Annotated in this window: 12 protein-coding genes; 4 read left to right on the forward strand and 8 right to left on the reverse strand. The window is 68.5% G+C overall.

Annotated features, from left to right (window positions below):
* The first annotated feature begins 558 nt into the window (after positions 1-558).
* A complete protein-coding gene (locus ACH4DZ_RS42960; protein WP_398295007.1) occupies positions 559-3,108 on the forward strand; it encodes an MGH1-like glycoside hydrolase domain-containing protein in 2,550 nt (849 codons plus the stop codon).
* A 314-nt stretch (positions 3,109-3,422) separates the two neighbouring features.
* Here the strand turns inward: ACH4DZ_RS42960 and ACH4DZ_RS42965 are convergent, their stop codons facing one another.
* The 5 genes from ACH4DZ_RS42965 to ACH4DZ_RS42985 form a co-directional block, all read right to left on the reverse strand.
* Positions 3,423-4,544, reverse strand: coding sequence for an FAD-dependent oxidoreductase (locus ACH4DZ_RS42965; RefSeq protein WP_398295009.1), 1,122 nt, complete (start codon positions 4,542-4,544; stop codon positions 3,423-3,425).
* Between the two features lie 548 nt (positions 4,545-5,092).
* A complete protein-coding gene (locus tag ACH4DZ_RS42970; RefSeq protein ID WP_398295010.1) occupies positions 5,093-5,881 on the reverse strand; it encodes an SDR family NAD(P)-dependent oxidoreductase in 789 nt (262 codons plus the stop codon).
* Positions 5,882-5,950: 69 nt separating this feature from the next.
* Entirely contained in the window at positions 5,951-6,526 is a 576-nt protein-coding gene (locus tag ACH4DZ_RS42975; RefSeq protein WP_398295011.1) for a TetR/AcrR family transcriptional regulator, read from the reverse strand.
* A gap of 705 nt (positions 6,527-7,231) precedes the next feature.
* Complete coding sequence (locus ACH4DZ_RS42980; RefSeq protein ID WP_398295012.1) at positions 7,232-8,701, reverse strand: aldehyde dehydrogenase family protein; 1,470 nt, start codon at positions 8,699-8,701, stop codon at positions 7,232-7,234.
* A gap of 34 nt (positions 8,702-8,735) precedes the next feature.
* The gene (locus ACH4DZ_RS42985) at positions 8,736-9,482 is read right to left on the reverse strand and encodes an aquaporin (protein WP_398295014.1); all 747 of its coding nucleotides are present in this window, start codon (positions 9,480-9,482) and stop codon (positions 8,736-8,738) included.
* 237 nt (positions 9,483-9,719) lie between these two features.
* On the opposite strand from ACH4DZ_RS42985, the gene ACH4DZ_RS42990 reads away from it, so the two are divergent.
* The gene (locus ACH4DZ_RS42990; RefSeq protein ID WP_398295016.1) at positions 9,720-11,423 is read left to right on the forward strand and encodes an IclR family transcriptional regulator C-terminal domain-containing protein; all 1,704 of its coding nucleotides are present in this window, start codon (positions 9,720-9,722) and stop codon (positions 11,421-11,423) included.
* A 54-nt stretch (positions 11,424-11,477) separates the two neighbouring features.
* Here the strand turns inward: ACH4DZ_RS42990 and ACH4DZ_RS42995 are convergent, their stop codons facing one another.
* Entirely contained in the window at positions 11,478-12,218 is a 741-nt protein-coding gene (locus ACH4DZ_RS42995) for a TetR/AcrR family transcriptional regulator (protein WP_398295018.1), read from the reverse strand.
* 140 nt (positions 12,219-12,358) lie between these two features.
* On the opposite strand from ACH4DZ_RS42995, the gene ACH4DZ_RS43000 reads away from it, so the two are divergent.
* The gene (locus ACH4DZ_RS43000; RefSeq protein WP_398295020.1) at positions 12,359-13,159 is read left to right on the forward strand and encodes a hypothetical protein; all 801 of its coding nucleotides are present in this window, start codon (positions 12,359-12,361) and stop codon (positions 13,157-13,159) included.
* Between the two features lie 155 nt (positions 13,160-13,314).
* Here ACH4DZ_RS43000 and ACH4DZ_RS43005 read toward each other — a convergent pair whose 3' ends face one another.
* A complete protein-coding gene (locus ACH4DZ_RS43005; protein ID WP_398295022.1) occupies positions 13,315-13,542 on the reverse strand; it encodes a hypothetical protein in 228 nt (75 codons plus the stop codon).
* Positions 13,539-14,078 carry a MarR family winged helix-turn-helix transcriptional regulator gene (locus ACH4DZ_RS43010; protein WP_398295024.1) on the reverse strand — a complete coding sequence of 180 codons (540 nt, stop codon included), beginning with the start codon at positions 14,076-14,078 and terminating at the stop codon, positions 13,539-13,541. The genes ACH4DZ_RS43005 and ACH4DZ_RS43010 overlap by 4 nt, the downstream gene beginning before the upstream one ends.
* Before the next feature lie 239 nt (positions 14,079-14,317).
* Between ACH4DZ_RS43010 and ACH4DZ_RS43015 the strand changes: the two genes are divergently transcribed.
* Positions 14,318-14,821 carry a flavin reductase family protein gene (locus tag ACH4DZ_RS43015; RefSeq protein ID WP_398295026.1) on the forward strand — a complete coding sequence of 168 codons (504 nt, stop codon included), beginning with the start codon at positions 14,318-14,320 and terminating at the stop codon, positions 14,819-14,821.
* Positions 14,822-14,829: the final 8 nt, after the last annotated feature.

Raw genomic sequence — 14,829 nt, forward strand, 5'->3', positions numbered from 1 at the left:
GTCGTGGTCCTGCTGGACAGCACCCTCGTCCGCACCCACCGCCGCAGCGGGTTGACACCCTGCCTCCCGAGGCACATCATCTGTGCAACTCCGCCCGGCCTCTTCGCCATTGCATTTTTCGCACTACGCACGTGACTTCGAGCGACACGGATTTGAATCGTTTCACACATCGCGATCCGTAAGAACCCACACCTTTTCAGGAGGTCTCTGATGCATCGTCGCCTTTCGATGAGCAGACCCGCGGGCCAGCATCATCTGCTTGGCCTCGCTGTCATCGCGGCCACCCTGTTCGGCGCGGGCCCCACGGCATCCACCGGCGCTGTGCCGACATCAGGCACGGAGACCTCAGGGAGTATCCGCGCGGCAGTCGACCCTCTGAACTACTCGCCGACCTCGCGCACCCTGAAGCCGGTCAGCATCTACCGGACGTCCGGCGGCGTCGCGAACCCTCAGAACGTGCTGAGCGGGCAGCCGACACGGCTCTCCGGCTCACAATCGGCTGTCACTCTCGACTTCGGCAAAGAGGTCGGCGGCGTGACAACGTTATCTTTCGGAAGCGTGAGCGGCAGCAACCAACGAATCGGCCTGGCTTTCAGCGAGTCGTCCCTGTACGCAGGCACCAACAGCGACCGCAGCAGTGGCCGCGACGGCGAGGACGGGGCTCTCTACGCCACGGCCTCCGCCAACGGCACCTACACGGTGCCCACCGCTCAACTCCGGGGCGGGTTCCGCTATCTGACGGTCTTCCTCGACACCTCGGGCTGGGTAGATGTCAAGGGCGTGAGCCTCGGCTTCACGGCGGCGCCCGGAAAGTCGAACCCTGCCGACTACGCCAACTACTTCCACTCCAGCGACGAAGTGCTCAACCGCATCTGGTACGCCGGGGCATATACGGTGCAGCTCAACACGATCGCCTCCAACCAGGGCCGCGCCTGGCCCCCGCCGGCCTCGGCCTGGGACAACGGCGCCACTGTCGGCGTAGGGGAATCCGTCCTGGTCGACGGCGCCAAACGCGACCGTACGGTGTGGCCCGGTGACCTGGGCATCGCCGTACCTACGCAGTACGCGTACTCGGGCGATCTCACCTCGACCCGCAACGCGCTCACTACGATGTACAACGCGCAGTCGGCGGGAGGTGAAATACCGTGGTCGGGGCCACCGTTCAACCTCACCGGCTCGGACACGTACCACACCTGGACGTTGCTGGGCACGTCGACGTACTACACCTACACCGCCGACCGGGCATGGCTCAACTCCGAATGGGCCAACTACAAGCGTGGCATGGCCTTCATCATCAACAAGATCGACGGCAACGATCTGCTCAACGTGACCCGCACCCAGGACTGGGCCCGGGTCGGTCAGGGCGGAGAGAACATCTCCGCCAACGCGCTGCTGTACGCCGCACTCAGGGGCGGCACTGCCCTGGCCACGGCCCAGGGCGAAAGTACGCTCGCCGCGAGCTGGACAGACAAGGCGGACGCGATCAAGGCCGCGGCCAACTCCCGCCTGTGGGACTCCTCAAAAGGCATGTACAAAGACAACCCCGCCAGCGGCCTGTACCCACAGGACGGCAACTCCCTAGCCGTCTGGTACGGGTTGGCTGATTCCGCGACCAAGGTGAGAAGCGTCATCGCGGGCCTCGGGAAGAATTGGGGTGCCTACGGCGCCACGACCCCCGAATGGGGCGGCAATGTCTCGCCCTTCGCGGGCGGGATGGAACTCAACGCCCGCTTCACCGCCAACGACGACCACTCGGCTCTGAACCAGATCCGCCGCACCTGGGGCCACATGCTCGACAGTGACATCGGCACGAGGAGCACGTTCTGGGAAGGCATCAAGGCCGACGGTGGCCCGGCCTACGGCGGTTCGTTCATGAGTCTGGCCCACGGCTGGTCCTCCGCGCCCACCTCCACGCTCACCTTCGACGTGCTCGGCACCGCACCGGAATCCGCCGGCGGCACCTACCGCTTCGTGCCGCACCCCGGCGACCTGACCAGCGCCGAGGGCCGCATCACCATGCCCCAGGGCGCCATCGACGCCTCCTGGTCCCGTGATCCAGCAGCCGGTACCTACTCGGCGCGCCTGACCAGCCCGTCCAGCACCACTGGTCGTATCGGCGTCCCGAAGTTCGGCGGCGGCAACGTCTCGGTGTCCGTGAACGGAACCGTCGTGTGGCGCAACGGATCCTTCACACCCGCCTCCGGCGTCACCGGCGCGAGCCAGGACGACGCTTACGTCTACCTCACCGGCGTCGCCGCGGGCACCTACACCGTGACCGCCACCGGCCTGGGCAATCCGGTCACGCCCGCCGACCCGGCCACCGACCATGTGCTGCGCGCGGGCTACACCCGGTGCGCGGGCGAAGGCGCCACCTGCTCCTTCAGCGGCACCCGCTCGGTGGCCTACGGCGCCGGGACGTACACGTACAAGACCGTGACCGGCGGTACCGCCTGCACCGGCGAATCCTTCGGCGGCGACCCGGCAGCGAATCTCGTCAAATCCTGCTACGTCGCCGACGCCAGCGGCCCGCCGGGATATACCGTCTGTGCGGCCGAGGGCGGCACCTGCGCCGTGCCCGGTTACAACCGTGACGTCGCCTACGGGGCGGGTGGCAACTACGTGCACCAGGTCGCCAACGGTTCCGTCGCGTGTTCCAACGCCCACTTCGGTGATCCCATCGACGGCGCCGCCAAGGCCTGCTACCTGCCGTCCGCCGGGGCTCCGGCCGGAGGTTGGACCAAGTGCGCGGACCAAAACGGCCTGTGCACGGCCGCCGCCGGACAACCGCTGTTGTACGGCGCCTTCGGCGCGTTCGCGAGCATCACCGCGACCGGCGACACTCCTTGTACTGACGCAAAGTTCGGCGACCCCATCTCCGGTGAGTCGAAAGCCTGCTACACGGCCACCGGCGGTCCGTCGGGCTACGCCACCAACTGCTCGGACGAAGCCGGGACATGCGCCTTCAGCGGGCAACGGACGGTCGCTTACGGAGCTCGGGGCGCCTTCGTCTACAGAACGTTCACCGGCGGCACAGGCTGCACGGCTGGGGCGTTCGGTGGCAAGGACCCACTGCCAGGCGTACGAAAGGGCTGCTACCTCACCCCCTGAGCGGTACGACGAGGCTTCCGGCCGTCCGTTCCGGCGGGCGGCCTGCCACGATCCTTTTCGATGCCCCCGCTGTCCGGCGGGCTCGCCTGCGCCGAGGTAGGCGCGGGCCGTGGCCCGGGGTTCAACTCGCCCGATCTGGCCCGCGATCCGGTCCATGACCTGGTCGAACATCGCCCGCCGACGGGCAGGATCCACGTCATGCCGTGCGGCCACCGCATGATCTTCAGGAGTCTACACAACCCCCAATGGTCACGCGGTGGCCGTACCCGTTCCTCACCGGGTCCGCGACAAGATCGCGAACCCGGACTGAAGTATCAGGAGTGGTCGAACAGAGTGGCTACGCTTTGCGGTGCCTCCCGGCCGAAGAAGATTTCCAGGTTCTTCGCCGAGCGGCCGGCGACGTCGCTGCTACGCAGGAACAGCCGCTCTTCGTAGGCGGTGAGTGCGACCTCGATGTCACGTTGCTCGACCAGCTTGCTCGCCAGGTCAGCGCCGTCGTACATGGCGAGGTTCGCCCCCTCGCCGGCGAAGGGCGACATCAGGTGCGCGGCGTCGCCGACGAGCGTCACGCCGGACACCCTGTCCCATGTGAGGCCCACGGGCAGGGCATAGATGGGTCGGAGCCACGGTTCCGCGTCGCTCTGGGTCACGAAGGCGGTAAGCAGCGGCGACCAGCCATCGAACTCGTCGGCAAGTCGACGCAGGCCCGCGGACGGGTCGCCGAAGTCGATCGACCTCATCCACCCCTCGGGCTTGTTCAGCGCCACGTATCCGCGCACATGCCCGTCGGCGTAGCGATGGGCGATGATGCCTTTGCCCGGCGCGACCGCCATCAGCGTGCCGCCGCCGATAGCGGCCACGCTCGCCCGGCAGTCCTGGCCACCCGGGGCGAGGGCGATCTCGATGAAGCAGGTTCCGCTGTAGAGAGGCTTGGCGGGGGTGAGCAGCGGACGCACCTTCGACCAGGCACCGTCCGCGCCGATGACGATGTCCGCGCGCGTGGCGGAACCTTCCGCGAAGGTGAGGTCGTAGCCACCCTCCACGCGGTGCCGGACCGAGGCGAGCTTGTGACCCCACCTGATCGTTCCGGGCGCCAGCGAGTCGATGAGCAGGCGCCTGAGTTCGCCACGATCCACCTCTGGACGGGCCGAACCGGGGTCCGCAGGCATGTCGAACAGGATCGTGCCGTGGCGGTCGACCACGCGCTTGGCGTCCTCGCCCGGGCGGACCAGAGTGCGGAACTCGTCGTAGAGGCCGGCTGCGCGAAGCGCGACCTGTCCGGTCTCTACGTGAATGTCGAGCAGGCCGCCCTGCGCACGGGTCGCCGCCGAGGCCTCACCCTCGTAAATCGTCGCGGCGACACCGTGAGCCTGGAGCACCCGGGCGAGCGTCAGTCCGCCCAGTCCCGCTCCGACAATGGCGATGGTCTTCTGCATGCTGCGCTCCTCTGTCGCGCCGACACGCGTCGGCGATGGTCAGCGCCAAGAGCGGACGGGACGTCCGATCTCGGCAAGGAGACGCTCACCGATCAGAACCATCTGCATCGATGTACGAGCGATGTCCGGCGGGTGGGCCCGCGGAGCATCGTTTTTCGCGACCTTGTGACTATAACTCGGCATCAGGTGAGGCACTGGTCCAACTGGCGTCGGCGCCACCAGGCAGCAGCCCGACGCGGCCACTACCGACGACGAGCCGCCGACGAACCCACTGGATAGATCACGAAACCGCACTGGAGTACTAGGTCCTGGTCAACGGCCGCAAAGCGTCGGACTCCCCCCGTGAAGATCACCGACAGCGTGCTGCAGTAAAAGTTGCGTCTCCTTCGACAGCAAGGCGAGCAGCCGACGATGCCGGGAGGGAGGGAAGAGAAGGTCGCCACGACGAAAGCGACGTAGACGACGCCGGCCAAGGAGGCCATGTGCGTTGAATCGGCGACCCAGGTCCGGTTCAGGGTCGGCAGGGGCTGTGCATTTTCGCGTAGCTGTCAGCTCGTTTTGAGTGTCCCGCCATCGATGACGAGATTGGCGCCGACGATGTTGCTGGCTTTGCCGGAGACAAGGAAGGTCACGAGCGCCGCGACCTCTTCCGGCTCGGTGAGCCGACGCGAGGTGATTTCGAACTGGTTGGGGAGGGCGGCCAGCAGTTCCTCGTGTGACAGGCCCCGCGCGGCTGCGAGCCGTGCGCCCACCAGGTTGGCGCCGCGCCATGTCCCGGTACCGACGACTCCGGGTGACACCGTGTTGACACGGACTCCGCGCGCGCCGAATTCTTCGCTGATTCGCTTACCGAAGGCGTTGAGCGCGGCCTTGGATTCGCTGTAACCGACAGGCCCGGTTGCTGGGAGCTGTGCATTGACCGAGGAGATGTTCACTATTGCACCGCGGCGATCGAGGATGCTTGGCAGGGCCGCGCGGGTCGTCCAGACGGCGCTGAACAGGTTGACGTCGAGGGCGTGACGCCACTGATCGTCGGTAGTGCCGAGGAACCCGCCCAACGCCAGCTGGTCGATGTCCCCGCCGCCTACGTTGTTGATCAGAATGTCAATGCCGCCGAGTTCGTCAAGTGCCGTGTTCACCAGCGCTGTTGCGCCTTCAGGAGAGCTCAGATCCACGGAAACGGTGGCATGAGCAGTCTTTTCGAGTTCGCTTGTGATCGTGCGGGCGGCTCCTACTACGCGTACACCTTCGGCAGACAAGGCTTCCGCGATGGCCAAGCCGATGCCTCGGCTCGCCCCGGTAACGACCGCGGTCTTGCCGGCCAGATCGAGATCCATCCGTATCTCCTTCTTGAACGATAGGTCAAAAATGTGGGCATGCGGAAAGCCTTCGGCGCGGCCGGCCGGTCAGAGGGTTCCCAGCGCGACGTCGATGATTCGATACAGCGTACGAACGTCGTTGGTCTTGGCCCGGATCCGCAGGCCAACGCTGGTGTTGAACAGGAATTCAGCCGCCGCTCGGGCATCGACATCGGGGCCGATGTCCCCGTCACGTCGGCCTTGGTCGATGCGGTCGGCCAGAACAGCGACCATGCGTTCTTCGATAGCGTGAATCGCTCGCGTGATCCGTTGGTCGCGGCCACCGAATTCCGCGGCGGTGTTCACCGCCATGCAACCCCGCCGAACCGGCTGGGCGACATCGGCATCAACAGTTTGACGCAGGTACGCACCGATTCGCTCCCGGGCGGTTCCGGGCCGAAACAGGACCTCTTCCGCGTGTTCGACGCCCACCTGTCCATAACGGGCCAGGGCGCGGTCGAACAATTGCCGCTTACTGCCGAACGTATTGTAGAGACTTCCCTTGCCCACACCTGCGGCTTTTGCCAGCTGTGCCGGAGAAGTGTTGGCGTATCCCTGAGTCCAGAACTCCTGCATCGCCTGCTCCACCACCGTGTCGACTTCGAATTCCAGTGGTCTGCCCATACCGGGAACACTACTTGTTCTTGACTTACAGGTCAATAAATATGCTGCAGCGGCCATGGAAGGTGGTCGTAGCGCGCGTCAGCACGGCCAGGGCGCGTGAGGTGGACTGCCGCCGACTCCAGGTCGCCGTCCGACATCGAGGTATCGCGCGGGCGGCGGCAAGCGCACGTACGCGGCCGTGGCCGTGGCCGCCGAGCTCGGGATCACGGCACGATCGGTGTCCCCGTGCGCAGCGCGGCGGCCGCGACGAGCTGCTGTCCGTCTCCCGGCTCCCCCGCTGGATCGACTCCGGCTCCCCGGTTGGCCCCGCAGCCGAAAGATGGAGAACCGGCCCAGGGCGGTTGAGCTGCCGACAAGGCCGAGCGAGCCGCGCCGGGTTCGAAGTCCGCGGAGCCCCACTTGGCGAGGGCGTTCGGTGAACCATGTCTCGCGGTCGGTCAGAGACAAGATCGGCAACGCGCCCCCGGCCGCTTCTCGTCCAGCGGCTACGCCAGCTCCCGTCGCCGGTACAGGGTCCCGCGCAAGGTCACATGCCAGCTGCTGAGCTGCACCGTCCCTCGCGGCTGCGCCGGATCGGCAGAGCGGACAGTTCTTCCGGACCGGGGCCGGATCTGGAAGGGTTCCTGCTGATCAGGCGACTGGGGAACGGTGTTCTCCCCCGTACGGCCGGTGAACCCGCCGACGGGCCGGCCGGGCCCCGATCGTTCAGATCGGGAAGTGCGCGTGGCCCACGGCCTGCGCGGTGACCCAGCGCGTGTCGGTGAAGGCTTCGGCGCCCGCCTGCCCGCCGAAACGGCCGTAGCCGGAATTCTTCACGCCGCCGAAGGGGGCCTGCGGTTCGTCCGCGACGGACTGGTCGTTGACATGGACGATGCCGGTGCGCAGACGGCCCGCGACCTTCAGGCCCGTCGCCAGGTCCTCGGTGATGACGCCGGCGGTCAGACCGTACGGGGTGTCGTTGGCCAGGGCCACGGCCTCGTCGGCACTGTCGACCACATGGACCACGGTCGCCGGGCCGAAGACCTCGTCGTAGTAGATCTTCATGTCCTTGGTGACCCCGGTCAGCACCACCGGGCGGATCAGCGTGCCCGGCTCCTCGATCTCGCCGCTGCCCGCGGCGAGTTCGGCGCCCCGGGTGACCGCGTCCGCGACGAGCGCCGAGACCCGGCGGGCGGCGGCCGTGTTGACGACCGGGCCGACCGCCGTACCGGGGTCGCTCGGATCGCCGTACGGCAGTGCCTTCACGCGGGCGGCGAACTTGGCCGTGAACTCGCCGACGATCCCACGGTGGACGATGACCCGGTCCACGCACATGCAGATCTGTCCCGCGTTCATGAAGGAGCCGAAGACCGCGGCGTCCACCGCGTAGTCGACGTCCGCGTCCTCCAGCACCAACAGGGCGTTCTTGCCGCCGAGTTCAAGCACGGCGGGCTTGAGGTGCTGGGCGGCCTGGACGCCGATGGCGCGGCCGACCTCCGTGGAACCAGTGAAGTTGACCATCCGCACCCGGGGGTCGGCGATCAGCGCGGAGACCACCTCGGCGGCGTCGGCGCGGTCGTTGGTGACGACGTTGAGGACGCCGGCGGGCAGTCCGGCCTCGTGCAGGATGTCCGAGATCAGCAGACCGCAGGCGATCGGCGCGTCCTCGCTGGGCTTCATCACCACGGTGTTGCCCATCGCGATCGGCATGGCCACAGCGCGGACACCGAGGATGAGCGGCGCGTTCCACGGCGAGATCGCGGCGATCACGCCCTTGGGCACCCGCACCTGCGCGGAGTAGACGCCGTCGGCGTTGGTGGCGAGCGTCTGCCCGGTCGGGCGGGTGACCTCGGCTGCGGCCTCCAGCAGGATGTCGGCGGCCAGGTGGGCGTTGAAGCCGGCCCAGGACGCGACGCCGCCGACCTCCGCGGCCATCAGCCGTACGACCTCCTCGGTGCGCTCGGCCATCAACTGCGCGGCACGCAGGAAGATGCGGCGGCGTTCGGCCGGTTTGGTCGCCGCCCACGCCTCGAACGCGTCGTCCGCGGCGTCCACGGCACGGCGTACGTCGTCGGGGGTGCCCGCGGCGACCTCCGCGCAGACGGCGCCGGTCCAGGGGTTGATGTCGGATGCGGTGCGGCCGGAGGAGGCGGGAGCCTCGTGGCCGTTGATGATCAGTCCTCGGGAGGTGGACACAGGTGCTCCTGGGGGTTGGTGGGGAAGTGAGGGCTCAGGCCTCGGCGGACGCGGGCGAGAGGGCGGTATCCCTACGGCGGCGCCAGGCACGGTGGGCGAGGCCAACGAGGGCCGGGGCGACCACCGGCGTGATCATGTAGTTCCAGAAGTGCTCGTACGTACCGGAGAGCAGCGCCGGGCCGAAGACTCGCGCCGGGTTGACGCTCGCGCCGGTCACGGTGCCCAGGGTCGCGATGATCACTCCCACGCCGATGCCGATGACCGCCGGGATGAAGGCCTCCAGGGCGGGTTTGGTCATCACCAGCGTTACCGCGACGAACACCGCGGCGAGCGCGGCACCCTCGATGAGGAAGAGTTCGACCGCGCCGGTCCCGGGAGCGGGGTGCACGGCCGCGTATCCGATCCGGCGCACGGCCTCGCCCCACACCAGAGCGGCCAGCGCGGTACCGGCCACGGATCCGGCGAGCTGCGCGGCGACGTACGGGAGAACCGCGCGGCCCGGGAACAGACCGCTCGACCACAGGAAGACGGTGACACCGGGGTGGAGGTGGCCGCCGGACCTGCGGCCGAGCGGCGAGTACATCAGGCCGGCGATCAACGCGGCGACCGCGGTCCCCGCTACGGCGAACAAGGCGTCCGGATTGCCGATGGCCAGCGGCGAACCGGACACGGCCAGCCAGCGGACCAGGCTCACCACGGCGAAGAGAAGCACCGTGGCCAGAACGAATTCGTAGACGCTGTGCCGGACGAGATCCGCACGGCTCTGGGCGGAAGTACTCATGAGAGTCCTCAAGGCAGGGGCTGGGGAGAGGAGGCCCGGTGTGGTGCGTCCCGCAGCACACCGGACTTGAGATTTTTTCGCTGAGTGAACTTAAATTCATTTAGCGAGCGGTGTGAGTCTGCGCGACCGTCGTGGCGACTGTCAATGGCCGGTAGCGTTCTCTCCGAACGGGGGCACGACGGTTGTGGCGATACGGCCTCATGAGCCGGGGAGCAGACGTACGGGAGGAGAGAGGCCATGGCGTCGGGCGTTTCAGTGGCGGCAGCGAAGGCATCGGCATCGGTGAACCCTTCGCCGACAGGCTCCGAGGCGGAAGCCACCAGCCCGCTGGAGCGTGGCCTGGCCGTATTGCGGATCATGGCCGCGGACCCCCACTCGACCCGCCCCGGCGACCTCGCCCGAGCGACCGGCCTGGCGCGTTCCGCCGTCGACCGGATCACCGCGACCCTGACCCACCTCGACTACCTGCGAGCCGAGGGACGCGAACTCGTGCTCGCGCCACGCCTGATGGAGTTCGGCAACGCCTACCTGGACGCGAGCGGCCTGTCCAGCGCGCTACGGCCGAGTCTGGAGCGGCTGACCCGCACCCTTGACGAGTCGGTCTCGGCGATCGTCCTCGACGGCTGCGACGCACGCATCGTCGGCAAAGCCGTCCCGCCCGGCAGGATGATTCCCCTCGGCTTCCGCGTCGGCGACCTGCTGCCCGCCGAGCGTTGCGCGGCCGGTGCCGTACTCGCGACCGGATGGCAGCCCGGCCTGTACGACGTGTGGCGGGCACGCCGTGCCGCCGACCCTCTCGACGAAACGTTCCCGGCCGTCCCGACGCGCCCGGACGCTCCTCATGCCGAGCGGACGGAGGCCGACTTCGCCGCCTGGACCGCGGCGGCCGAAGCGAAGGGCTGGGCACTGGACGACCAGTTGGTCGCCCCGGGCCTGGTCGCGGTGGCGGTCCCCGTACGCGACCCTGACGGCCGACCCGTGTGCGCGATCAGCGTGCTCGCGCACACCAGCCGCCACAGCGGCGACGAACTGCGCGAGCACGCGCTGACCGCGCTGACGGAGGCGGCCCGGAACATCGCGGACGAGTTGTACGGCACCTCAGCCGCAACCATCGCGCCACCCGCCGCACCCGCCTACACCGACGCCAAGCCGCAACTGGGCCCGTCCTTCCTCCAGGCGCTGGCCAGGGGCCTCGCCGTCCTCACCCCGCTCGGTCGACAGCGTGGCGGACTCACCCTCGCAGAGGCCGCTGAGGCCGCCGGGCTCTCGTACCCCAGCACCCGCCGCAATCTGCTGACTCTGCGCCAGCTCGGATACGTGGAACAGCGCGGCCGTCGTTTCCTGCCGGCCCCGCGCGTCCTGGAACTCGGATACGCGCGCCTGTCCACCCTCACCCTCGCCGACATCGCCCAGCCCCATCTCGCCGAACTGACCGGGCAGGTAAGGGAATCGGCCTCGCTTGCGGTCCTCGACGGTACCGAGGTCCGCTACGTAGCTCGCGTGGCGACCGAGCAGATCACCAGCGCCCGGATCGCCCTCGGCACCCGGCTGCCCGCGTACGCCACCTCCATGGGCCGGGTCCTGCTCGCGGACCTGCCCAAGGCGCAACGGTTGGATCGCATCGGTGCCCTGCGACCCCAGGCACTGACTCCGCGCACGCTCACCTCGCCCGACGCGCTCGCCGCCGCCCTGGACCAGGCCGCCGGTGAGGGATACGCCCTGGTCGAGCAGGAGTTGGAGGCAGGGCTGCGCTCGCTTGCCGTACCGGTCCGAGACCGGAGCGGGCGGGCCGTCGGAGCCGTGAACGTCGCCCTGCACGCCGGTCCGGAACCGCCCGAGCACACCCGGGACACCGTGCTCCCCGCGCTGCGCGTCTGCGCCGCCCGCATCGAATCCGACCTGGCCGTCGCGTCCGCCAACGCTCCCGCGCGGACGGGCTGACCACCCAACCTGTGGGAGATCAACCCGAACAAGAGGTCGAGCCGCCGGAGTCGATCAGGCGCGGGCGGAGGGCAGGGCACGGGCAGGGGAGAGTCCCAGAGATCGGGCGAGATCGCGCAGGTCATCGGCGCACAGCCGGGCCGTGTCGCGCGCCCGGGGGCCGAGGACACCAGCCGCTTCCAGCGCGACCAGGCCGTGCAGTCGGCCCCAGACACGCAGGGTGACGGCGAGGGCGGCGGGCGGCAGCTCGGGGTACGCCGCCCGGGCCCAGGGGACGAACCCGGCGTCGAAGTCCTCCCAGGCGTAGTCCTCGGCGTCCTGGGGTGCGTCGCTGAGCGGCCACGCCGCGGCGACGAGTCCGAGGAGCCCCAGGCACAGGCGGTGCTCGGCCTCGGCCGCGGACTGGAAGGAGGGGGATGCGGGGTGCCCGGCGGGCGTCTCGCCGTACAGCAGCCGGAACTCGTGCGGATGGGCGAGGGCCCACTCCCGGTACGCCAGCCCGTGGGCGACCAGGCGGCCGGCTGCGTCCTCCACGGGAAGGGCGTCGCGTGCCCGCTCCAGCGCTTCGGCCAGGGCGGTGTAGGCATCGGCAGCGAGCGCGCCGAGCAGATCATCCCGCGTGTCGTAGTAGGTGTACAGCGCCGCCGGCGTCATGCCCATCTCGCGGGCGATGGCACGCAGCGACAGCATGCCGGCCCCGTCCTCGGCGAGGAACCGGGAGGCAATGGTCTTGATCTCCTGGAGCGTCGAGGCGCGGAGCCTCTCGCGCCGGGTCAGCGGGGGCGGAACATCCATACAGCTCAGGATACACATGATCGAAAACTGAACACCGTTTGCTTACTAAACGGCGTTCGTTTACGTTCGACGGCGCACCCCTCCGGGTGGCGGCCCCGCACCTGCGGTCGGCGCGCCCCGGCCCGAAAGGAAGAAATCCCATGGACATCCGCGGTTACGAGACCGGCCCGATCGCGGCGGAGGCCGCCTTCACCTCCGACTTCGAGATTCCGGGCGACCTGCCCGTCCAGAAGCTGGTCGACATGCTCGAAATCGAGCGACGCAGCATGGACATCCGGCCCGGTATGCGGCACAAGTACACGCCGCTGCGCTTCGACTCCGCTGCGGGCACACCGCAGATCGGCGGCCGCTACCTCTTCGACACCTGGGAAAACGTCCTCGACTACGACGACTTCACCAGCAAGGAGCTGGAGTTCGAAAAGGGCGTGAAGTTCTGGGACCGCCCATTCTTCCTGGGTGTGGACCGGCACATCTGGCGCGTCACCGGCGCCCACGACTTCACCCCGCTGGCCACCACGCATCACGTCAACCGCTTCGAGCGCTGGACGTACGACGGCGACGCCGCGGATGCCGCCCGGCTGCTGGAGGAGGCCTGGCCCGCGCTGCGCAATGACGCCAGGGTCGCGGGAGTAGCGAGCGTTTGGCTGCTGCACCAGCCCTTCGAGAAGCAGATCGGTGTACTGACCGTGGCCGCACGTGCCTCAGCGGAGACCCCCGGGGAGGCGGCTGCTCACTCCCTCGACGCTCTGGCGCGTATACCGTCCCCGGGCCAGTTGCTGCCGGATGCGCTGGGCGCGGTCCAGGTGTTCGACCGGACCAGCCTCATCCTGGGCATGTGGCTGCCCGAGTCCCGCATGCTCGGCGGAGCCCCCTCCGCCTATCCCTCGGCGCCGGTCCACCCGCTTCCGACAGTCCCGCCCCAGGAACCCTTCGGCGCCTGATCAGGCACCTCGGCCCAGCCGGTCTCCCACCGAGGGGCCGGCTACCGAGGGGAGAACTTCGACTTCCTGATGCAGCTCGATCCGCACTCCACCTTGCGCGTCGACGACGCGCGGCGCCACCCCGCCACCTTGCCCATTGCGTCACCGTAAGGCGTTCACCGTGCTTGTCTGACGCGGGCCGTCTCTGCCCTGTGCGACGCAGCCTCGATCAGTCCGAGCCTGCCCGCGAGCGTGGTCACGAAGGCGTCGACCTGTTCCTTGGCGCGGCCCTCCAGCGTCACTGGCTCAGCGAAGTCCAGGCACTCCTCACCGACTGCCTCGTGGCGAAGCCGGCCGATCCTCTTCGAGGTCGCGTGCCAGCAGGGGACAGTGCTGCCGGTCATGTCCGGTGACGGGGCTGGAACTGGGTGGACCGGGCCGTGAGTTTGCTCAGCAGGTCGATGAGCGTGTGCTGTTCCTGTTCGCTGAGCGAGCCGCTCCATTCCTGTTCGCGCTTGTTGTGGGCCTGGAAGGCAGCTGTGATCGCTTCCAACCCGGCCTGGGTGAGGGTGAGTTCGACGGCACGCCCGTCGTAGAGGGCGCGCTTCTTGCTGACCAGGCCGTCACGTTCCAGCGTGGAGACGAGAGCCGATACAGCCGCGCGGCTCATCCCGGACAGTTCGGCGACCTTCTTCGCCTCGACCGGACCTGAGAGCCAGATGGCGAACAGGACGCGGAAGCCCGGCCATGACCAGCCACGTGGCCGGTGCACGGACGACTCCAGGTCGTACACGAGCATGTTCGCCGCCCGGTGGAGAGTGAGGACCAATCGCATGGCGAGCGGGTCGACATCGGGCACCTCGCGGGTGACCCGGTCGACGGCATGGTCGATGAACGACCAGAAGTGCAACTGCTCGGCATCGGCGGATTCCTGGGGCATGCGGTGAGTCTAGATCTGCCGGCAGGCGAGTCGGCTGCGCGCCGGACGCGTGGAAGGTCGGGGGGGCACCGGAAAGTCCGAGCCAGGGGGTTCCCAACGGTTGTCGCGTGGAGTACGGTCCCAATTAATCAAAGCTTTGATTATAAGTATTGATCCACAAACAGTGCGATAAGACCCTTTGGCGTCCCGCTGGGTTCCGACACGGACATCCAGCCTCGACGCCCGACAAGGGAGAACCCATGTCCGAAGCCCTGGCCCCGCCCAGCCCCGGCGCCCTGCGGGCCTGTATGTCCCGTTTCACCACCGGCGTCACTGTCGTGACGTACGACAGCGACGACGGCACCCGAGGAGTCACGATGAACTCCTTCACCTCGGTGTCGACCCAGCCCCCGCTGGTGCTGATCAGCGTCGCCCGGCGTGCCCGCTGTCACGACCAGCTGCTCGGCCGACCGTTCTGTGTGAACGTCCTCGGAGCCGAACAGGAAGCACTGGCCATGCGTTTCGCCGGCGTGTCCGACGCCGCCGAGCCCCGGTGGGCGACCCGCACCGAAGTCCCACGCCTGGCACACCCCCTCGCCTGGATGCAGTGCGCCCCCTGGCAGTCCTACGACGGCGGCGACCACACCCTCCTCCTGGGCCGGGTGACCGACCTCGCCCATCGCGACGGCGACGCCCTCACCTACGCCTGGAGCCGCTTCGGCACGGCGGCCGAGGCCGTCGACGGCATTGAACACCTCATCTGAGGCCCCTT

Source organism: Streptomyces sp. NPDC017991 (assembly GCF_044328075.1).
Classification (GTDB): domain Bacteria; phylum Actinomycetota; class Actinomycetes; order Streptomycetales; family Streptomycetaceae; genus Streptomyces.

Bases quoted from the DNA above. Each gene is read 5' to 3' on its own strand.
- ACH4DZ_RS42970 (WP_398295010.1), bottom strand. From the start codon at position 5,881: ATGGATCTCGATCTGGCCGGCAAGACCGCGGTCGTTACCGGGGCGAGC.
- ACH4DZ_RS42995 (WP_398295018.1), bottom strand. From the start codon at position 12,218: ATGGATGTTCCGCCCCCGCTGACCCGGCGCGAGAGGCTCCGCGCCTCG.
- ACH4DZ_RS43010 (WP_398295024.1), bottom strand. From the start codon at position 14,078: ATGCCCCAGGAATCCGCCGATGCCGAGCAGTTGCACTTCTGGTCGTTC.
- ACH4DZ_RS42985 (WP_398295014.1), bottom strand. From the start codon at position 9,482: ATGAGTACTTCCGCCCAGAGCCGTGCGGATCTCGTCCGGCACAGCGTC.
- ACH4DZ_RS42990 (WP_398295016.1), top strand. From the start codon at position 9,720: ATGGCGTCGGGCGTTTCAGTGGCGGCAGCGAAGGCATCGGCATCGGTG.
- ACH4DZ_RS43015 (WP_398295026.1), top strand. From the start codon at position 14,318: ATGTCCGAAGCCCTGGCCCCGCCCAGCCCCGGCGCCCTGCGGGCCTGT.
- ACH4DZ_RS42975 (WP_398295011.1), bottom strand. From the start codon at position 6,526: ATGGGCAGACCACTGGAATTCGAAGTCGACACGGTGGTGGAGCAGGCG.
- ACH4DZ_RS43005 (WP_398295022.1), bottom strand. From the start codon at position 13,542: ATGACCGGCAGCACTGTCCCCTGCTGGCACGCGACCTCGAAGAGGATC.
- ACH4DZ_RS43000 (WP_398295020.1), top strand. From the start codon at position 12,359: ATGGACATCCGCGGTTACGAGACCGGCCCGATCGCGGCGGAGGCCGCC.
- ACH4DZ_RS42965 (WP_398295009.1), bottom strand. From the start codon at position 4,544: ATGCAGAAGACCATCGCCATTGTCGGAGCGGGACTGGGCGGACTGACG.